Source organism: Actinomycetospora cinnamomea (assembly GCF_003096675.1).
Classification (GTDB): domain Bacteria; phylum Actinomycetota; class Actinomycetes; order Mycobacteriales; family Pseudonocardiaceae; genus Actinomycetospora; species Actinomycetospora cinnamomea.
On sequence record NZ_QEKW01000011.1, the window covers coordinates 88,008 to 107,609 of the forward strand.

The window sequence follows — 19,602 nt, forward strand, 5'->3', positions numbered from 1 at the left end:
GAGGTGGTGTGCCGCAGCGCACCGATACCGGCACGCGGGTGCGGATCATGTCTGGGAGGATGGGGGAGTACGCGGCGCCGTATCGGCGCCCGTGGGTCGTCAGCACACCGCGCCCGACGCGGTGACTCCCCTCCCTCCCGTGGACGGGTGGCGCTTGCGGCCACACCGTTCCCCAGGAGAGGCCCCGACATCCCCACCCCCACCCCCACCCCCACGTCCCGTCCCGCTCCCCACACCGTCGCCACCTTCGCCGACCTCGGCCTCGATGACGCCGTCGTCGACGTCCTGGCCACGCGCGGCATCACCGAGCCGACCCCGATTCAGGCCGCCGCGGTCCCCGACGCCCTCGCCGGGCGCGACGTCCTCGGCCGCGGCCGCACCGGCAGCGGCAAGACCCTGGGCTTCGGCCTCCCGGTGCTCACCCGGCTGGCCGGCGGCCGCACGCTCGCCCAGCGCCCGCGCGGCCTCGTCCTGCTTCCCACCCGCGAGCTCGCGAGCCAGGTCCGCGACGCGCTCGCGCCCCTGACCCAGGCGCTCGGCCTGCGCCAGACCGTCGTCTACGGCGGTGTCGGCCAGGGCCGTCAGGCCGAGGAGCTGCGCCGCGGGGTCGACCTGCTCATCGCGTGCCCGGGGCGCCTCGAGGACCTCATCGGCCAGGGGCTGGTCGACCTCGACCGCGTCGAGGTGTCGGTGCTCGACGAGGCCGACCACATGGCCGACCTCGGCTTCCTGCCCGCGGTCCGCCGGCTGCTGCGCCGCACGCCCAACGACGGGCAGCGGCTGCTGTTCTCCGCGACCCTCGACGGGGAGGTCGACCGGCTGGTGCGGGAGTTCCTGCACGACGCGGTGACCCACAGCGTCGACACCGCGTCCGAGCCCGTGCCGGACATGACCCACCACGTCTTCACCGTCGAGCCCGCCGACCGCACCGCCGTGGTGCACGAGCTCGCCGGCGGCCAGGGCCGCAGCATGCTGTTCACCCGCACCAAGCACGCGGCCCGCAAGCTCTCCCGCCAGCTCACGTCCGCCGGGATCCCGGCGACGGAGCTGCACGGCAACCTCAGCCAGCCCCAGCGCGACCGCAACCTCGCCGGCTTCTCGTCCGGCGACGTGCGGGTGCTCGTGGCCACCGACATCGCCGCCCGCGGCATCCACGTCGACGACGTGGCCCTCGTCGTGCACGTCGACCCGCCCGCCGAGCACAAGGCCTACACCCACCGGTCGGGGCGCACCGCGCGCGCCGGGGCGTCGGGCGACGTCGTGACGCTCGTGCCGCCGGCGGAGCGCGCCGAGGTCGCGTCGATGACCCGCAAGGCGGGCATCAAGCCCCGGACGGCATCGGTCGGCCCGGGCGCGCGGGAGATCGCCGCGCTGGTCGGGGAGCCCGCGCCGCTCGTGGCGCCCGAGGACGGGCCGGCCGCGGCCGCCCGCAAGCCCCCGCCCCAGCCGCCGGCCGGTTCCGGGCCTTCCCGCGGAGGCTCCGGCGGGTCGTCGGGCGGCTCCGGGCGCAGTGGCGGCCGCGGGCGTCGGGGTGGCTCGGCGGGCGGCGCCGGCGGTGCCGGTGGCGGCACCCCACGGCGCGGCGGTCGGGGCGGTCGGGGCACGGCGCCGTCGGGGCCGGCAACGTCACCGACACACTCGGCGGCGGCCCACTCCGCTCGGTCCGGCGGCGGGCGGGGACGCGGCCGGGCGCGCTGAGCCACGTGACCTCCGTCTGACCCCACCCGGACACGACGACGCCCGCGGGACCGTGGTGGTCCCGCGGGCGTCGGGGTGGGGCCCTGCGTCAGGCGGCCTTGCCCTCGTCGGCCTCGCCGGTCTCGCCCTCGGCCGGCTCGGGGGCGGAGACGCCCTCGATGGCGATGCGCCGGGCGCCGGCCTCGACCGGGGAGTGGGCGCCGGCGACGCGGACCGTCAGCACCCCGGCGTCGTAGGACGCGGAGACCGCGTCGCCGTCGACGTGCTCGGGCAGCGTGAAGATCCGGCGGAACGAGCCGTAGCGGCTCTGGCGGAAGCCCTCGCCGGTCTGCTCGTCGCGGCGCTCGCCGCGAACGGTCAGGCGCCCGCCCTCGACCTCGACGGTGACGTCCTTGGCCACGTCCACACCCGGGAGCTCGAGACGGACGACGGCATCGTCACCGTCGCGCACCACGTCGGTGGTCGGGGCGTACCAGCCGCTCCCGCGGGTCGCGGCGGGGCGGCGGAACAGGGCGTCGGCCACCGCGAACGGGTCGGTGAAGCGCGGGCCCCAGGGGATCAGCGTGCTCATGGTGGTTCCTCCTCGGATGCGAAGGCGGCCCGGCCTTGCGGGCCTACGACTCATGCAACATGAGTCTGATGCACTCAATTCCCGAGGAGCGGCGGCTCGTGTCGAATGGACCGTTCGGCGCACCGATGACCGCTCGACGCAGGAGCGATGCGGGTGAGTTGTGCGGGATGGACCGGCAACGCATGGTTTGTCCAGCCCACGCACGGCTTCCGCCGGTGGGTCAGGTCCCGGTGGTGGCTCCCCCTCCACCCCCGGGGCCGGCGACGCCGTCGCCGACGCTCTTCGCGTCCGCCGGGTCGTCGGTAGCCGCCCCCCTGCTGCCGACGCCTCCCGACTGTCGCGTGCCGACGACCCGTCGCAGGGGTCGGGTTCGTGGGCGACACGTCGGCGACGGCGTCGCCACCTCTCCCGCCCGGGCCATGGACGAGGGGTCCGCCGCGGTGGTGCCGGCGTGTCGCGCGAGCGACGATGTGGCGTTCCTGGCATTGAACGCCAGGAAAGTCGCATCGCTCGCACACCCCGTGTGCGCGGGCCCGGGGCCCGGGCGCCGGCGAGCGGTGTCTACGGGGCGCGGCCGTCGCGGACGTCGGCGTAGCGGGCGCGGACGCGCTCGGCGATCGCGGGGTCGCTCACGTCCCGGCCGGTCTCGCGCTCCACGGTCCAGCCCGGCTCCTCGCCGTGCAGCGCCCAGGCGGCCTGGCGGGCCGCGCCGAGGGCGACGTACTCCTGCGGCGCCAGCACCTCGACCGGCAGGCCGAGCACGTCGGGCGCCAGGTCGGCGACGGCCCGCGAGCGCGAGCCCCCGCCGATGAGCAGCGCCCGCCGCGCCGGCACCCCCTGCGCGGTCACGGCGTCCACCCCGTCGGCGAGCCCGCAGAGCATGCCCTCGACGGTCGCGCGAGCCAGGTTCTCGCGGGTCGCCGCGGCCGTCGTCAGCCCGACGTAGCGGCCCTGCGCCTGCGGGCGGTCGGGGGTGCGTTCACCGTCGAGGTAGGGCAGCAGCACCAGGCCGTCGGCGCCGGGCTCGGCCGCGCGGGCCAGGTCGTCGAACCCGTCCGGGTCCACGCCCAACAGCCGCGCGCCCACACCCAGGACACGCGCGGCGTTGAGCGTCGCGACCAGCGGCAGGTAGCCGCCGTGCGCGTCGGCGAAGCCCGCGACCAGCCCCGAGGCGTCCGTGGTCGGTCGGTCGTGCCCGGTGAACACCGTGCCCGAGGTGCCGATCGACACGATCACCTCGCCCGCCGCGGGCCCGATCGCCAGCGCCGCGCCCGCGTTGTCGCCGGTGCCCGCGGACACGGCGAGCCCGTCGCTCGTGCGCCCCACGACCTCGGCCGGGTCGGCCACCCGCGGCACCCCGAGCGTGCGCCCGAACGCGAGCTCGAGCAGGTCGGGCCGGTACTCGCCGGTGATCGTCGACCAGTAGCCGGTGCCGGAGGCGTCACCCCGGTCGGTGGTGGCCTCGGCGGGCGAGCCGCACAGCCGCCAGGTCAGCCAGTCGTGCGGCAGCATCACCCGCCGCGCACGCTCGGCGACGTCGGGCTCCGCGCGGGAGGTCCAGCGCAGCTTCGTCGCGGTGATGCTCGCGACGGGCACGGTGCCCACGGCCTGCGCCCAGGCCTCGGGTCCGCCGAGCTCCTCGACGAGCGCCTGCGCGTCCGGCGCCGAGCGCGTGTCGTTCCACAGCAGCGCGTCGCGCACGGGCTCGCCGGCGTCGTCGAGCAGCACCATCCCGTGCTGCTGACCGGCCACGCCGATCGCCGCGACGTCGTCCGTGCCGACCTCGCCGAGTGCCCCGGCCAGCGCGTCCCACCAGACCCGCGGGTCGACCTCGGTGCCGTCGGGATGGGAGCGGCGGGACTCGCGCACCACCCGACCGTCGGTCGGGTCGACGACGAGCACCTTGGTGGCCTGGGTCGACGAGTCGACCCCGGCCACGAACCCCGCTGAACGCGCCATGGCGGCAGTATCCCCGCGACCCCCGTCCCGGCACGGGATCACCGGGCGGCCCTTCGTGCATTGTCCTTTTTAAGTATCAGCCGATACGGTAGAACGACCAACCGGAGGAGGGCCGCATGGACACGACAGCCGACGAGATCCTGGTCGTGGCGCGCAGGATGGAGGCGCCGGCGGAGCGGGTGTTCGACGTCCTCGCCGATCCCGCGACCCACGCCGCGATCGACGGCACCGGGTGGGTGTGCGAGCCGCTGACGACCGAGCCGATCCGCGAGGTCGGGCAGCACTTCGGTATGGGCATGTACCACCCGAACCACCCCGACGGGCACTACCGCATCCACAACCGCGTCGAGGTGCTCGAGCGCCCGCGGGCCATCGCCTGGAAGCCCGGGTACGAGCAGCCCGACGGCGCGATGGGATACGGCGGCTGGACCTGGCGCTACGACCTCGAGCCCGAGGGTGACGAAGCGTGCCGCGTGACGCTGACCTACGACTGGTCGCGCGTGCCGGCCCCGGTGCGCGAGTACATCAGCTTCCCGCCGTTCGGCACCGACCACGTCGAGCGCTCGCTGGACAACCTCGCCGGGCTGGCCGCCTCGTGGTCCGGGCGAGCCGACCACGACGATCCCGTCCACCGCGACGCGCCGCCCGGACGGGTCGGTCCCGGCGCATAGGGGCGAATGTCCTCCCGGTCGGCTCCCGCACGCCGGGCCCTACCGGGTCTCGCCAAGGGCCCTGGTGGTCCTGCACGCCGGCTGTGGCGCGGCGCAGGGTGCGGCGCGAGGTGGACGGCATGGCTCGCCGTCGTGAGGAGGACGGTCATGGACCTCGTGGATCGTTGTCTGATCACTCTGTGCGCGCGTCGGATGCGCCGCACGATCATGGGCCGGCCCCGCTGTCGGAGCGGCCGGACCGGGGGCGGATCGCGTCCGCGGAGGCGACGGAGATCGTTGCGCGCGTTCGACGGCACTACACGGCGGAGGTCGCCCAGCTCGGCGAGCAGGCGACGTGGGGGAGCCGGCTGCTGACCAGGACGGCCTGTCTCACCCTCGCGGTGAAGCGCAGCCTCGAGGAGCAGGGCGTCGACCCGGCCGAGGCGCTCCGGATCGCTGCCGACGTCAACTGGAGGTGCTACCGATCGGTGGCGAACCTGTCGGCTTCGGTGGTCCGGTGGGTCGTACGTGACCCGGCCACCCGGCTCCGGATCAACGTGCGCCTGGAGCAGGGTTTCCCGTACAACGACCCGGGCTTCGAGCACGTCCGCGTCGGTCCCTATGCCTACGACGTCCGCCGCTGCCCGATGGCGGACTTCCTGGTCGCCCGCGGCGAGCGCGAGCTGTGCCTACGCGCGTTCTGCGGGATGGATTTCCCTCGCGTCGAGGAACTCTGGGGCGCCCGTCTCACCCGCACCACGACCCTGGCGGCGGGCGACGACGCCTGTCGCTTCCGCTACGAGCCGGTGACCGCCGCGTCCCGATCAGCCGGAACCGGGGCGCCCGTGCGAGCGTGATCCTGTCGGGGTGCCGGGTTCGAGACGCCCCGGCCCCTCAGCAGCCGCAGGACTCCCGCACGACCAGGCGCGGGGCGAGGCGGCGGGTCGTCGGCGGCGCGTCGGGGTCGCCGATGCGGGCGAGCAGCATCTGCACCGCGGTCGCCGCGATCTCGCCGAACGGCTGGGCGACGACCGTGAGGCGCGGGGAGAACAGGTCGGCCCAGGCGAAGTCGTCGAACGCGGCCACCGCCACGTCGCGCGGCACCACCAGCCCCGCGTCGCGCAGCGCCTGCATGACGCCGATGGTCATGCTGTTGTTGCCGGCCACGATGGCGGTCGGCGGGTCGTCGAGGGCGAGCAGGCGGTGCACGGCGCGGCGCGCGGGCTCCGTCGCCGACTCCCCGCTGACCTCCAGCTCCGGGTCGGCGGGCAGGCCCCGGCGGCGCAGGGCGTCGCGGTGGCCGTCGCGGCGCTCGGAGGTGGTCGACAGCCCGTCGAGGCCCGCGACCAGCCCGATGCGCGTGTGCCCGTGGTCGGCGAGGTGGCCGGTGAGCGCGGCGGTGGCCTCGCAGTTCTCGCTGCCGACCTGGTCGTGGTCGGCGTCGATGAGGCGGTCGAGCAGCACCGTGGGGACCTGGTGGCGCGCGAGGTAGGCCAGGGCCGCCTCGGGGCGGGCCGACGGCGCGAGCACGACGCCGTCGACGCGGTGGTGGTGCAGGCGGGTGACGACGGTCAGCTCGTACTCGGGGTCCTCGCGCGGGTCGACCAGCAGCAGCGTGTAGCCCGCCTCGGCGGCCGCGGACTCGGCGGCGTGGAGCAGCTCACCGAAGTAGGGGTTGGAGATCGCCGAGAGCACCAGACCCATCGTCGTGGTCCGGGCGGTGGCCAGGGAGCGGGCGACGGTGTTGGGCGTGTAGTGGGTCGCGGCGACCGCCGACAGCACGAGCTCCCGGGTGCGGGCGCGCACCGGGCGGGTGCCGTTGAGGACGTGGGAGACGGTCGCGGTGGAGACACCGGCCATCCGCGCGACATCGGCCATCGTGACCATGCCCGGCTCCCGTCCTCGGCCCCGCGAGGAATTTCTACCCTGTCCGGCCCCTCCTGCACCCGCCCCGCGCAACTGATGCGGTTAAGCGCTTGCGCCTCACGGAGCGCAGTTCTACGGTCACTCGCACCGCCAGTGGCCCAGGTCACGCTCGACGGCGGCGCCGGGATGGCCACGGGGGGCGGGAGGCGCGGATGCGCGGGGCGGCGCAGCGACGGTGGCGGGGTCGGGGACGCGGTCGGGCACCGTCGGTCCTGGCCGCGATCCTGGCGAGCCTGGCGCTCGTCGCCGGCTGCTCGGGCGCGGGAGCGCTCGGGACGGCCGAGGGCGTCGAGACCGTCACGGTCGCGATCGTGTCCAACCCGCAGATGGAGGACGCGATCTCCCTCTCGCCGCAGTTCGAGGCCGAGAACCCGGGGATCCGGCTGCGCTTCGTCTCGCTGTCGGAGAACGAGGCCCGAGCGAAGATCACGGCCTCGGTCGCCACCGGCGGGGGCGAGTTCGACATCGTCATGATCTCGAACTACGAGACGCCGATGTGGGCGCAGAACGGCTGGATCACCGACCTCGAGCCCTACATGGCGCGCACCCCCGGCTACGACCGGGCCGACTTCATCCCGACCGTGCGCGACTCCCTGTCCTACGAGGGGCGGATGTACTCGGTGCCGTTCTACGGCGAGTCGTCCTTCCTCATGTACCGCAAGGACCTCTTCGAGCAGGCCGGCATCCAGATGCCCGCCCAGCCGACGTGGCCGCAGATCGCCGAGTTCGCGGCGCGGCTCGACCAGGGCGAGGGCCAGCGCCGCGGCATCTGCCTGCGCGGCAAGCCCGGCTGGGGCGAGCTCATGGCCCCGCTCGACACGGTGATCAACACCTTCGGCGGGCGCTGGTACGACCCGCAGTGGCAGGCCCAGCTCACCTCGCCCGAGGTGCGCCGGGCGGTGCAGTTCTACGTCGACCTCGTGCGCACCCACGGCCAGCCCGGCGCCTCGCAGTCCGGCTTCTCCGAGTGCGCCACGCAGTTCGGCCAGGGCCAGGTCGCCATGTGGTACGACGCGACGTCGGCCGCGGGCACGGTGGAGGACCCGGAGGAGTCGACGGTCGCCGGGCGCATCGGCTACGCGCCGGCCCCGGTCGTCGCGACGCCGTCGTCGGGCTGGCTCTACTCCTGGGCGCTCGGCATCCCGCAGACCTCCCCGCGCAAGGACGCGGCGTGGCGGTTCATGGCGTGGATGACCGACCGGCAGTACATCCAGCGTGTCGGCCAGGAGATCGGGTGGACCTCGGTCCCGCCGGGCTCACGCCAGTCGACCTACGCGAACCCGGAGTACCAGCGGGTGTCGAACGCCTACGCGCCGCTGATCCTGCAGGGCCTGCAGCGTGCGAACCCGCAGCAGCCGACGGTGCAGCCGGTGCCGTACGAGGGCGTGCAGTTCGTCCGCATCCCCGAGTTCCAGGACCTGGGCACCCGCGTCAGCCAGCAGATCAGCGCGGCGATCGCCGGGCAGATCAGCGTCGACGAGGCCCTGGAGCAGTCGCAGAACTACGCGCAGACGGTGGGGGAGAGCTACCAGCGATGACGACCACGTTGGAACGTCCCGCCCCGGACAAGCAGGCCGGCGGCGCGCCGATGATCGACCGCGCCGAGGGCTGGCGCCGCCGGGCCCCGCTGCTCCCGGCGCTCATCTTCACGATCATCGTCACGCAGATCCCGTTCCTCCTGACGATCTTCTACTCGCTCCAGTCCTGGAACCTCGTCCGGCCGGGCTCGCAGAGCTTCGTCTGGTTCCAGAACTACGCCGACGTCTTCACCGACAGCCAGTTCCGCCAGGTCGCGCTCAACACCGTGGTGATGACGCTGGGCTCGGTGCTCATCGCCGTGGCGTTGGGGCTGGTCCTGGCGCTGCTGCTCAACCGCCAGTTCTTCGGTCGCGGCGTGGTGCGCACGCTGCTGATCACGCCGTTCCTCATCACGCCGGTGGCGGCGGCGCTGCTGTGGCGCACGGTGCTGCTCGACCCGACGCTCGGCCTGGTCAACTTCGTGCTCTCGCCGTTCGGGGCGTCGGGCACCGAGTGGATCAGCGAGTTCCCGCTGGCGTCGGTGATGGCCGCCCTGGTGTGGCAGTGGACGCCGTTCATGATGCTGCTGCTGCTCGCGGGCCTGCAGAGCCAGCCGACCGACCAGCTGGAGGCGGCGCGGGTCGACGGCGCGAACTCGTGGTCGATCTTCCGGGAGCTGACGCTGCCGCACCTGCGGCGGTTCATCGAGCTGGGCGTCGTGCTCGGGACGATCTACCTGGTCAACACCTTCGACACCGTCTACATGATGACCCAGGGCGGGCCGGGTGTCGCCAGCGCCAACCTGCCCTTCTACATCTACCAGCGCGCGTTCCTGGGCTTCGACATCGGTCAGTCGGCGGCGATGGGTGTCGTGGTCGTGATCCTGACGCTGATCGCGGCGACGTTCGCGCTGCGGCTGTTGTTCCGGACGTTCTCGGGTGAGGAGGAGGCGGCCTGATGGCGGTCACGACGAGCACCCCGCCCGACGAGCGGACCCCGGACACCGCCGAGGGCGCGCCCGAGCCCCGGCGGCGGCGCGGCAACGCGGTGGACGTCTGGCTGGGCGTCATCGCCTGGGTGGTCGGCATCGCGTTCTTCTTCCCGGTGTTCTGGATGGTTCTGACCTCCTTCAAGACGGAGGCGGACGCCTACACCCCGACACCGAAGATCATCTTCGAGCCGACGCTGGAGCAGTACGAGGGCGTCTTCTCGTCCGGCATCGGGCCGTACCTCGCGAACTCGGTCGGCGCCACCGTGATCTCCACGCTGCTCGTGCTGCTGCTCGCGATCCCCGCGGCGTTCGCGCTGTCGCTGCGTCCAGTGCAGAAGACGTCCGACGTGCTGTTCTTCTTCATCTCGACCAAGATGCTGCCGGTCGTCGCCGCGATCGTGCCGATCTACGTCGTGGTCAACGAGATCGGGGCGCTGGACAACATCTGGACGCTCATCGTCCTCTACACCGGCATGAACCTGCCGATCGCGGTGTGGATGATGCGCTCGTTCTTCCTCGAGGTCCCCGGCGAGCTGCTCGAGCAGGCGAGCATCGACGGCGCCCCGCTCTGGCGCACGCTGCGCGAGATCGTGCTGCCGATCATCTCGCCGGGCATCTTCGCCACCGCGCTGATCTGCGTGATCTTCGCCTGGAACGAGTTCTTCTTCGCGGTCAACCTCACCGCGGCCAACGCCGGCACGGTGCCGGTGTTCCTGGTCGGGTTCATCACCTCGGAGGGCCTCTACTGGGCCCAGCTCTCCGCGGCGGCGACCCTGGCCGCGCTACCCGTCGTCATCGCGGGCTGGGTGGCGCAGAACAAGCTGGTGCAGGGCCTGTCGTTCGGCGCCGTGAAGTAAGGGGACAGTCCAATGGCCGAAGTGGTGTTCGACCAGGCCTCGCGCATCTACACCCCGGGCGCGAAGCCGGCGGTCGACAGCCTCGACCTCACCGTCGCCGACGGCGAGCTCGTCGTCCTCGTCGGGCCGTCGGGGTCGGGCAAGTCGACGGCGCTGCGGATGCTCGCGGGCCTCGAGCCGATCGACGCCGGCTCGGTGCGCATCGACGGGCGCGACGTCGTCGACGTGCCGTCGAAGGACCGCGACATCGCGATGGTGTTCCAGAACTACGCGCTCTACCCGTCGAAGACGGTCGCGGAGAACATGGCCTTCCCGCTGAAGATGCGCGGGATGGACAAGGAGGAGCGGGGCCGGCGCGTGCGCCAGGCCGCGGAGATGCTCGGGCTCACCGACTTCCTCGACCGCAAGCCCAAGGCGATGTCCGGCGGCCAGCGCCAGCGTGTCGCGATGGGCAGGGCGATCGTGCGGGAGCCGCAGGTGTTCCTCATGGACGAGCCGCTGTCGAACCTCGACGCGAAGATGCGCGTGCAGACCCGCGCGCAGATCGCCGAGCTGCAGAACCGCCTGGCGGTGTCGACGGTGTACGTCACCCACGACCAGGTCGAGGCCATGACGATGGGCGACCGGGTCGCGGTGCTCGCCGACGGCAAGCTGCAGCAGTACGCGACGCCCCCCGAGCTCTACGACCGGCCGACCAACGCGTTCGTCGCCGGGTTCATCGGCTCGCCGGCCATGAACCTGCTCGACCTGCCCCGCTCGTCCACCGGCGTGACCCTCGGCGGCGTCGAGGTCCCGCTGCCGCGCGAGATCTCCGACGCGGCCGGGTCGCGCGACCGGATCACGGTCGGCATCCGCCCCGAGGACTGGGTGCTGGAGAGCACGGACGCCGACGCCGGCTCGGTGATCAAGGCGGTCGTCGACGTCGTCGAGGAGCTGGGCAGCGAGTCCTACCTCTACGCCCACCTCGCCGAGGACACCTCGACCTCGATCGTCGTCCGCGGGCCCGGGCGCGTGAAGGTCCGCTTCGGCGACCCCATCGCCGTGCGCCCGAACCCCGAGGCCCTGCACGTCTTCGACGTCGAGACGGGGCAGCGTCTGCCGTAGCGGCAGGCGTGGCGCCCGCGTCAGCGGTGGGCCATCGCAGACATCCAGTGTCCGTAGCGCCACACGCTCGCCCGGAAATGGCTCGCGCGCCCTGCGCCGAGCGGCCTAGCGTCCGCTCCGTGACCCAGCAGCTCTACGGCTGACCAGAGCCCGCCCCCGCACCGCCGGCACGCCCGCCCGGCGGTGCCCGCGCCCGCCCTCGTCCCGTCCTGCTCCCGGAGTCCGTCATGGCCCACGTCCTCATGGTCGGCGTCGCCGCCCACGGTCACACCCACCCGCACCTGCCCGTGATCGCCGAGCTCGTCTCGCGGGGGCACCGCGTCACCTACGCGATCCCCGCGCCGTTCGCCGAGATGGTCGCGGCGACCGGCGCGACGCCGCTGGTCCACACCTCGGTCCTGCCCGACCAGTCCCGCGGCGAGCAGTGGCCCGCCGACCCCGTCGCCGGCACCGCGCTCTTCCTCGACGAGGCCGTGCTGGCGCTCCCGCAGATCGCCGCGGGACTCGGCCCCGACGGTGCTGACGTCCCCGACCTCGCCCTCTACGACATCGGCGGCTACCCCGCCCCTGTCCTGGCGCGGCGCTTCGGTGTCCCGGCGGTCCAGCTCTCGCCGGCGATGGTCGCCTGGGACGGGTTCGAGTCCGACCTGGCCGACGACCTCGCGTTCCGCCAGGAGCCGGGGTACCGGCGCTACCTCGCGCGCTTCGCGGCGTGGCTCGCCGAGCACGGGATCGACGACGACCCCGAGGAGTTCGTGGGGCGGCCGACGCGGTCGATCGTCGAGATCCCGCGCGCGCTGCAGCCGTGCGCCGACCGCGTCGACCCGGAGATCTACACGTTCGTCGGCCCCGACCTCGCGCGCCGGGCGCAGGACGAGCAGTGGCCCGCGCCCACACGTCCGCTGGTGCTCGTGTCGTTCGGGTCGGCGTACCACGACGAGCCCGACCTGTTCCGGGCCTGCGCGGCCGCGTTCGCGCCGCTGGGCTGGGACGTCGTCCTGGCGGTCGGGCCGCACGTCGACCTCGACGCGCTGGGCGAGCTGCCGCCGAACGTCGCCGCGCACCGGTGGGTGCCGCAGCTCGGGGTGCTGGGGCGCGCGAGCGCGTTCGTGACCCACGCGGGGATGGGCGGCTGCGCCGAGGGGCTGTGGTCCGGGGTGCCGATGATCGCGATCCCGCGGGCGGTCGACCAGTTCGGCAACGCCGCGATGCTCGAGTCGCTCGGCGTCGCCCGGACGGTCCCGGCCGAGGACGCCACGCCCGAGGTCCTGCGGGCGGCCCTCGTGGCGTTGACGTCCTCGCCCGAGGTGGCGGAGCGGGTCGCGGCGCAGCGCGAGGAGCTCCGCCGCGCCGGCGGTGCCGCGGCGGCCGCCGACGTCGTCGAGGCGGTGCTCGGAGGGTGAGCCGTCAGACCTGCACGACGGCGATGTGGTTGCCGTCGGGGTCGCGCATCATGAACAGCGTCGGCGCGCCGGGCGCCTCCATGACGTCGTCGAGATCCACCCCGCCGGCCGCGCGCAGGCGCTCGTGCTCCGCACGCACGTCCGGGGTCTCGACGCCGATGCCGCCCCCGCCGGGTTCGCCGCCCATCGGGGGGTTGAGGGCCAGGCGCGCCGTCGAGCCCGGCGGGGCGACCTCGACCCAGCGGTTCTCGCCGTTCTCCCCGAACCGGGTGTCGCCGCGCAGCTCCCATCCGAGTTTCTCGGTGTAGAAGGCGATGGCGGCGTCCTGGTCGGCCACGGTGAACATGGCGACGCCGAGGTTCGAGACGGTCGTGGTGGGCGTGGACGCGGTCATCGGCACTCCTTCGCCGGCGGTGGACGGAGAACCGGATACGGTACTCGGAGCGGCCGGTCCTGGAAACGGACCACGCTGGGTGTCCGGGCGTCTCCGCCCCGTCACCCGCGGGCCGACCTTCGAGGTGGCCCTCAGGCCACGCCCTCCGGCGAGGCGCCGCTGACCTGGACACCGTCGGCGGTGATGCGCTCGATCTCGGCGAGGTCGTCGGCCGAGAGCGGCACGTCCACCGCCGCGAGCGACCGCTCGATGTTCCGGTCCGAGCGTGCGCCGACGATCGCGACGTCGATGCCGTCCTGCGCCAGCACCCACGCGATCGCGAGCTGCGAGACCTCGCAGCCCTTGTCGGCGGCGAACGACTTCAGCCGCTCCACGACCTCGAGGTTCCTCCGGAACTTCTCGCCCTGGAACGCCGAGGCCTGCGAGCGCCAGTCGGAGTCCTCGAACGTGGTGTCCTCGGTCATGGTCCCGGTCAGCAGGCCCGAGCCGAGCGGGCTGTAGACCAGCGTCCCGATGTCGTGCTCGCGCACGTAGGGCAGGACCCCGTCCTCGATGTGCCGACGGAAGAGGTGGTACGGCGGCTGCAAGGTCTCGACGGGACGTCGGCGGTCGAACGCGGCCATCTGGTCCTGGTCGAAGTTGGAGACGCCGACGTGGCGGATCTTGCCCTCGTCGACCATCTCCTGCAGGTAGCCGGCGGTGTCCTCGAACGGCGTGTCCGTGTCCGGCCAGTGGATCTGGTAGAGGTCGATGTGGTCGATCTTCATCGCCTTCAGCGACGACTCGACGCCCTTGCGCAGCCACTCGCGGCTCGAGTCGCGCGGACGTTCGCCGCCCGGATTGATGCCGCCCTTGGTGGCGATGACGACGGAGTCGCGGTCGCGGTCGAGCTCGCCGCGCAGCGCGTTCGCGAGGACCTCCTCGGCCTGGCCGAACCCGTAGGCCTGGGCGGTGTCGAAGAAGTTGACGCCCAGGTCCAACGCGTGCCGGATCGCCCGCTGCGCCTGGTCGGCGTCGTACGAGCCCCACTCGCCCGAGACCTGCCACGTGCCGAACGCGATCCGCGACACCTGCAGTTCGGTCCTGCCCAGCCTGGTGCTCTCCATACCGCTCGCGTACCCGCGCCCCGGAACGGTCGAACGCGACAGGACCTACCCCGAGATGTAGGCCTCGAGCTGGCTGCGGTGCTCCTCGAGCTGGTCGATGCGGCTCTTCACGACGTCGCCGATGCTGACGATCCCCGTCAGCCTCTCCTCGTCGTCGACCACCGGGACGTGCCGGATACGGCGCTCGGTCATCGTCCGGCTCAGTTCCTGGACGTCGTCGCTCGCCCGGCAGGTGGCGACGACCGTCGTCATAATCTCCCGGACCGGCGCGGTGAGCAGCGCCGCGCCGCGGTGGTGCAGGTGCCGCACGACGTCGCGCTCGGAGACGATGCCCGCCAGCCGGTCGCCCTCGCACACGACGGCGGCGCCGACGTTGCGGGCGGCGAGCACCGAGAGCAGCGAGGTGACGGGAGCATCGGGTTCGACCGTGAGCACGTCGGTCCCCTTGCGGGCGAGCAGGTCCGCGATCCTCATGGCCGTCCCCTTCGTCGGGTGCGCGACAGCCCGAGGATGGCAGGAACCGTCCGTGTTCGACCAGCCCCGAATCGTCGTCAACGTCGTCCGTCGGTCCTGCTCACCAGCACCGCGACGCCGAGCAACGGGCCCGCCAGGGCGGCGACGAGCACCGGCAGCGCCACCCACACCGAGCCCACGCCGACCACGACGAGCACCGCGATCCCCACCGCCTCCGACCCGAACCCGGCCACCGACGTCACCGTCGCCCGGGCCTCGCCGGTGACGGCCTCCTGCACGCGGGTCTCGACGACCACGAGCAGCATCCCCAGCACGCCGTAGCCCACGGCGATCGCGACGAACCCGGGGGCCACGGGCAGCAGCGCGCCGGCGGCGACGGCGAGCGCGGCGCCGGCGAGCAGCACCGCGAGCACCCGGGGCCCGAGCCGCGCGCAGCGACCCGCCAGCGCCGCACAGCCCGCCTCGGCCACGCCGACGACGGCGAGCAGGACCGCGACCAGCGCCGGGGACGCGCCGCCGTCGGCGGCCACGAGCGGCAGATACTCGTCGAAGGCGAGCAGCCCGGTGAGCAGGGCGGTGACCACCACCGCGCGCCGCAGCAGCGCGGTCCGGGAGACGTCGGCGACCCCGTCGCGCAGCGTCGCCCACCAGTCGGCGACCGCCGCCGTGACCCGCCCGGTGGTCCGCGGCGGCCGCTCGCGCGGCGCCTCGGGCAGGGTCAGCGCGAGGGCGCCGCCGGCGAGGGTGGCGGCGCTGCCGACGAGACCCGGCAGCCCGTACCCGCCGCGCTGCACCAACGGCGCGGCGAGCAGCGTGGCGACGAGGATCGCGAGGAGGTATCCGGAGCGGGCGCGGCCCATCAGGGTCGCGTAGCGGTCGGTGGCGTCCCAGCGCTCCAGGGCGTCGTAGACCAGGGCCTCGAGGGTGCCCGAGCCCAGCGCGGTGGCCACGCCCCAGAGCACGAAGCCGACCGCGAAGGCGGCCGTCGAGGGCACGAGGACCCAGAGGGCGAACGCGGCGGCGGTGAGCGCTCCCGACGCGGCGAGCATCCGGCGGCGGGAGGTGACGTCGGCCCAGGCGCCGGAGGGCACCTCGAGGACGAGCGTCGTCAGCGACCAGAGCCCGAACAGCGCGGAGATCGCCGCGTCGGACAGGCCGTGGTCGGCGAAGAGCAGCGCGTACAGCGGGTAGAGCGGCACGAACTGGCCGAGCGCCTCGACGGCGACGACCCGGGCCGTGAACCCGCGCGGCACCCGCGCCGTGCGCGGGCGGGGCGATCAATGTCGGCGGAAGAGGTTCTGCACGTCCCCGACTCTACGTGCGTGATCTTCTGAGGTATAGCTCAGAAGATTGCGCACGTAGGAGAGTGGCGGGCATGAGCGAGCAGCCGCCGACCCCGACCGGCGACAACCCCTACCTGCAACGCGCGTACGGACTCGCTGGGCCCGAGGACGCCCGCGCGCTCTACGACGAGTGGGCCCGGCGCTACGACGCCGACCTCGCCGACGCCAGCCAGGACTACGTCGCGCCGCGGCTGGCCGCCGACACCGTCGTGCGCGTCGCGGGCACCGACGGCACCGTGCTCGACGCCGGCTGCGGGACCGGGCTGGTCGGCGCCGAGTTGGCGCGGCGGGGCGTGGCGGTGATCGACGGCGTCGACGTCTCGCCCGGGATGCTCGAGCAGGCCCGCGCCACCGGGGCCTACCGCTCGCTCGAGCCGGCCGACCTGACCCGCCCGCTGGACACGCCCACCGACGCCTACGACGTCGTCGTCTGCGTCGGCACGCTCACCCACGGGCACGTCGGCCCGGAGGTGCTGCCGGAGTTCGTGCGCATCACCCGCCCCGGCGGGCACGTGGTCGCCACCGTGCTGGGCGACGCCTGGGACACCGGCGGGTACCGCGCCGCCGTGGACGACCTCGTGTCGGCCGGACGGGCGGAACTCGTGTCGGCCGATGCGACGCCCTACCGGGCGGGGGCGGGCGTCGAGGCGCGGATGCTGGTGCTGACCGCCCGCTGAAGGATAGAACGGTGCCCATGAGCACCGGGTCAGACAACGAGGCCACGGCCGACGAGCCCGAGATCCTCTGGCGGCCCGACGAGGCGACGGTCCGGCAGGCGCGGATCACCGCGTTCGCCGAGCGCGTCGCCCGGGAGCACGGCGTCACCGTCGAGAGCTACGACGACCTCTGGCGCTGGTCGACCAGCGACCTGCCGGCGTTCTGGGGCACGCTCGCCGACCACCTCGGCGTGCGCTTCCACGACGCGCCGCGCACCGTGCTGGGCGACGAGGGCATGCCCGGGGCGCAGTGGTTCCCGGGCGCCACGCTGAACTACGCCGAGCACGCCCTGTGGCCCACCGAGGGCGGGGCGGACGGCGACATCGCGATCGTCGCGGTGCGCGAGGACGGGCGGCGGGTCGCGCGCACCTACGGCGAGCTGCGGGCCGACGTCGCCCGCGCCCGCGCCGGGCTCGTCGCGCTCGGGGTCGGCCGCGGCGACCGCGTCGTCGCGCTGGCCCCGAACACCGTCGAGACGCTCGTCGCCTTCCTCGCCGCGGCGTCGCTGGGCGCGACGTGGTCGTCGTGCTCGCCGGACTTCGGCACCCGCGCCGTCGTCGACCGCTTCGCGCAGATCGAGCCGTCGGTGCTCGTCGCCGTCGACGGCTACCTCTACAACGGCAAGGGCTACGACATCCGCGCCACGGTCGGCGAGCTGCGCGGGCAGCTGCTCACCCTCTCCGCGGTCGTCGGCGTCGACTACCTGGCCGAGGGCGCGTGGTCCGGGCACGACGACGTCCTGGGCTGGGCGTCGTTCACCGACCACGCCGACGCCGAGCTCGCCGTCGACCCCGTGCCGTTCGACCACCCGCTGTGGATCCTCTACTCCTCGGGCACCACCGGGCTGCCCAAGGGCATCGTGCACTCGCACGGCGGGATCGTCGTCGAGCACCTCAAGTCGCTCGCCCTCCAGCACGACCTCGGTCCCGGCGACCGGTTCTTCTGGTTCACCACCACCGGCTGGATGATGTGGAACCTGCTGATCAGCGGGCTTCTGGTCGGCGCCACAATCGTCGCCTACGACGGCAGCCCCGGTCACCCCGACCTCGACGTGCTCTGGCGCATGGCCGCCGACGAGGGCGTGACGCTGTTCGGGACGTCGGCGTCGTTCGTGCAGTCGTGCCTCAAGGCCGGGCTGCGCCCGTGCGACGCGTTCGACCTGTCGGCGATCCGCTCGGTCGGCTCCACAGGCTCGCCGCTGTCGTCGGAGGGCTTCGACTGGCTCCGCGACGCGATCGGCGGTCAAGGGGAGCACGCCGACAGGATCCAGATCGCGTCCGTTTCCGGTGGCACCGACGTCTGCGCGGCGTTCGTCGGCGTGGCGCCGACCGTGCCCGTGTGGCGCGGCGAGATCTCGTGCCGGGCGCTCGGCGCGGCGGTCGAGGCGTTCGACCCGCAGGGCAACCCGATCGTCGACGAGGTCGGCGAGCTCGTCATCACCCGCCCCATGCCCTCGATGCCGGTGATGCTGTGGAACGACCCGGACGGCAGCCGGATGCACGAGTCGTACTTCGAGGACTTCCCCGGCATCTGGCGTCACGGCGACTGGCTGCTGGTCACCCCGCGCGGCTCGTGCGTCATCCGCGGGCGCAGCGACTCGACGCTCAACCGCGGCGGCGTGCGCATGGGTACCGCGGAGTTCTACGAGGTCGTGGAGTCGTTCGACGAGGTGCTCGACTCGCTGGTCATCGACACCTCCGGGCTCGAGGGCGCCCGCGACGGCGGCGAGCTCCTGTGTTTCGTCGTGCTCGCCGAGGGCGTCGCGTTCGACGACGTCGAGGGGCGGCTCAAGAAGGCGCTGCGCTCGCAGCTCTCGCCGCGGCACGTGCCCGACCGCTTCCTGGTCGTCGACGACATCCCGCGCACGCTCAACGGCAAGAAGTCCGAGGTGCCGGTGAAGCGCATCCTGGCCGGCACGCCGGCGGAGAAGGCGGTCAGCAAGGATGCGCTGCGCAACCCCGAGGCCCTCGAGACGGTCGTCGCGCGGGCCCGTGACTAGGGCGGTGCCCCGCAGCGAGCGCCCTGTCGGCGTGCTCCTCTGACTCGGTGCTAGGCGTCCGAGGCCGTTCGCGTCTCGGCGGGGACGACCTCGGACAGCGTGACCGTGGCGCCGAGCACGGCGCCACGGTCGTCGCGGCGCGACGAGACCAGGACGTCGAAGCAGCGGGGCCGCTCCGGTGCGGGGCACGGCACCTCGATGCGGGCCGGGGCGGGGAGGTCACCGCGCAGCGCGGCCCGGATCGCGGCGGCGACGGCGGCGCTCTGCGGGTCGGACGCGGCGTCGCACAGCCCCAGGTACGACCGGCCGACGCCGGCGCGGGTGGGGTCGCCGCCGTTGGCCAGGCAGAACTCGTGCCAGGCCGGGTTGACCCACACGATGGTCCCCGCGGTGTCGAGCAGGGCGGTCTCCACAGGGTGGTCCGGCACGACGCGGCGGGTTCCGTTGCCCCGCGGCCCGCCGGGCGTCGCGACGACGGCGTCGTCGCCCTCCGGCCGCGCGAAGAGGACGTCGCGCGCGGCCCGGACGGCGGCATCGAGCTCGTCCGCCTCCGCCCGCAGGGCGGCGCGGGTCTCCGGGTCGGAGAGGCCGGCGCGGGCCAGCAGGCGGAGCACCACGCGCTGGACCCGGTCGAGGGAGTGGGTGGTGAGCCGCAGGGCCACCCGCTCGGTCACCGCGATCCGGGCGGAGCTCAGGGCGGCGCGGGCCGTGTCGGCCGGGATGACCGCGAGGTCGTGGTTGGTGATCATCGGTCCGCGGCCTTCGAGAGGTCGGCGTCGCCGTGGTGGTGTGCGGGTCCGGGGCGTGGGGGCGTCATCGGCACCTCTGGTGGGCCGTCGTGTCCGTGGTGGTGGCGTTTTCTCCGATGGTCTGGGCCGTCCGGAGGAGTGGT

The 19,602-nt window shown here is 73.7% G+C and carries 18 protein-coding genes; 10 read left to right on the forward strand and 8 right to left on the reverse strand.

Going from position 1 to position 19,602, the window contains the following annotated elements; all coding sequences use genetic code 11:
• Positions 1-147 precede the first annotated feature (147 nt).
• The gene (locus C8D89_RS19365) at positions 148-1,698 is read left to right on the forward strand and encodes a DEAD/DEAH box helicase (RefSeq protein WP_243418247.1); all 1,551 of its coding nucleotides are present in this window, start codon (positions 148-150) and stop codon (positions 1,696-1,698) included.
• A gap of 88 nt (positions 1,699-1,786) precedes the next feature.
• Here the strand turns inward: C8D89_RS19365 and C8D89_RS19370 are convergent, their stop codons facing one another.
• Both C8D89_RS19370 and xylB read right to left on the reverse strand, forming a co-directional pair.
• Positions 1,787-2,269, reverse strand: coding sequence for an Hsp20/alpha crystallin family protein (locus tag C8D89_RS19370; RefSeq protein WP_116709762.1), 483 nt, complete (start codon positions 2,267-2,269; stop codon positions 1,787-1,789).
• A gap of 561 nt (positions 2,270-2,830) precedes the next feature.
• Positions 2,831-4,228, reverse strand: coding sequence for a xylulokinase (gene xylB / locus C8D89_RS19375; protein WP_116709763.1), 1,398 nt, complete (start codon positions 4,226-4,228; stop codon positions 2,831-2,833).
• Between the two features lie 116 nt (positions 4,229-4,344).
• Here xylB and C8D89_RS19380 point away from each other — a divergent pair, with 116 nt between their 5' ends.
• Together C8D89_RS19380 and C8D89_RS19385 are read left to right on the forward strand one after the other, a co-directional pair.
• Positions 4,345-4,899 carry an SRPBCC family protein gene (locus C8D89_RS19380; RefSeq protein ID WP_207787316.1) on the forward strand — a complete coding sequence of 185 codons (555 nt, stop codon included), beginning with the start codon at positions 4,345-4,347 and terminating at the stop codon, positions 4,897-4,899.
• 179 nt (positions 4,900-5,078) lie between these two features.
• Positions 5,079-5,735: an L-2-amino-thiazoline-4-carboxylic acid hydrolase gene (locus C8D89_RS19385; protein WP_116709764.1), complete on the forward strand. Its 657-nt coding sequence runs from the start codon at positions 5,079-5,081 to the stop codon at positions 5,733-5,735.
• 37 nt (positions 5,736-5,772) lie between these two features.
• Here the strand turns inward: C8D89_RS19385 and C8D89_RS19390 are convergent, their stop codons facing one another.
• Positions 5,773-6,765 (reverse strand): LacI family DNA-binding transcriptional regulator, encoded by a 993-nt coding sequence (locus C8D89_RS19390; RefSeq protein WP_116709765.1) that lies wholly within the window; start codon positions 6,763-6,765, stop codon positions 5,773-5,775.
• Between the two features lie 191 nt (positions 6,766-6,956).
• On the opposite strand from C8D89_RS19390, the gene C8D89_RS19395 reads away from it, so the two are divergent.
• From C8D89_RS19395 to C8D89_RS19415, 5 genes are all read left to right on the forward strand, one after another.
• Complete coding sequence (locus C8D89_RS19395; protein ID WP_116709766.1) at positions 6,957-8,342, forward strand: ABC transporter substrate-binding protein; 1,386 nt, start codon at positions 6,957-6,959, stop codon at positions 8,340-8,342.
• The gene (locus C8D89_RS19400; protein WP_116709767.1) at positions 8,339-9,280 is read left to right on the forward strand and encodes a carbohydrate ABC transporter permease; all 942 of its coding nucleotides are present in this window, start codon (positions 8,339-8,341) and stop codon (positions 9,278-9,280) included. The genes C8D89_RS19395 and C8D89_RS19400 overlap by 4 nt, the downstream gene beginning before the upstream one ends.
• Positions 9,280-10,170 carry a carbohydrate ABC transporter permease gene (locus C8D89_RS19405; RefSeq protein ID WP_116709768.1) on the forward strand — a complete coding sequence of 297 codons (891 nt, stop codon included), beginning with the start codon at positions 9,280-9,282 and terminating at the stop codon, positions 10,168-10,170. The genes C8D89_RS19400 and C8D89_RS19405 overlap by 1 nt, the downstream gene beginning before the upstream one ends.
• A gap of 12 nt (positions 10,171-10,182) precedes the next feature.
• The gene (locus C8D89_RS19410; protein WP_116709769.1) at positions 10,183-11,274 is read left to right on the forward strand and encodes an ABC transporter ATP-binding protein; all 1,092 of its coding nucleotides are present in this window, start codon (positions 10,183-10,185) and stop codon (positions 11,272-11,274) included.
• Between the two features lie 227 nt (positions 11,275-11,501).
• Positions 11,502-12,677, forward strand: a complete 1,176-nt coding sequence (locus C8D89_RS19415; RefSeq protein ID WP_116709770.1) for a macrolide family glycosyltransferase — start codon at positions 11,502-11,504, stop codon at positions 12,675-12,677.
• 4 nt (positions 12,678-12,681) lie between these two features.
• On the opposite strand, the gene C8D89_RS19420 is transcribed toward C8D89_RS19415, so the two are convergent.
• The 4 genes from C8D89_RS19420 to C8D89_RS19435 form a co-directional block, all read right to left on the reverse strand.
• Positions 12,682-13,071, reverse strand: a complete 390-nt coding sequence (locus C8D89_RS19420; protein WP_116709771.1) for a VOC family protein — start codon at positions 13,069-13,071, stop codon at positions 12,682-12,684.
• Positions 13,072-13,202: 131 nt separating this feature from the next.
• Positions 13,203-14,177, reverse strand: a complete 975-nt coding sequence (locus C8D89_RS19425) for an aldo/keto reductase (protein ID WP_116709772.1) — start codon at positions 14,175-14,177, stop codon at positions 13,203-13,205.
• Between the two features lie 45 nt (positions 14,178-14,222).
• On the reverse strand, positions 14,223-14,651 hold the full coding sequence (locus C8D89_RS19430) for a CBS domain-containing protein (protein ID WP_116709773.1): 429 nt from the start codon (positions 14,649-14,651) through the stop codon (positions 14,223-14,225).
• A gap of 77 nt (positions 14,652-14,728) precedes the next feature.
• A complete protein-coding gene (locus tag C8D89_RS19435) occupies positions 14,729-15,904 on the reverse strand; it encodes an MFS transporter (protein ID WP_116709774.1) in 1,176 nt (391 codons plus the stop codon).
• Between the two features lie 122 nt (positions 15,905-16,026).
• On the opposite strand from C8D89_RS19435, the gene C8D89_RS19440 reads away from it, so the two are divergent.
• Positions 16,027-16,671 (forward strand): class I SAM-dependent DNA methyltransferase, encoded by a 645-nt coding sequence (locus C8D89_RS19440; protein ID WP_116709849.1) that lies wholly within the window; start codon positions 16,027-16,029, stop codon positions 16,669-16,671.
• Between the two features lie 17 nt (positions 16,672-16,688).
• On the forward strand, positions 16,689-18,710 hold the full coding sequence (locus C8D89_RS19445; protein WP_116709775.1) for an acetoacetate--CoA ligase: 2,022 nt from the start codon (positions 16,689-16,691) through the stop codon (positions 18,708-18,710).
• A gap of 50 nt (positions 18,711-18,760) precedes the next feature.
• Here the strand turns inward: C8D89_RS19445 and C8D89_RS19450 are convergent, their stop codons facing one another.
• Positions 18,761-19,459 carry a PAS domain-containing protein gene (locus tag C8D89_RS19450; RefSeq protein ID WP_116709776.1) on the reverse strand — a complete coding sequence of 233 codons (699 nt, stop codon included), beginning with the start codon at positions 19,457-19,459 and terminating at the stop codon, positions 18,761-18,763.
• Positions 19,460-19,602 lie beyond the last annotated feature (143 nt).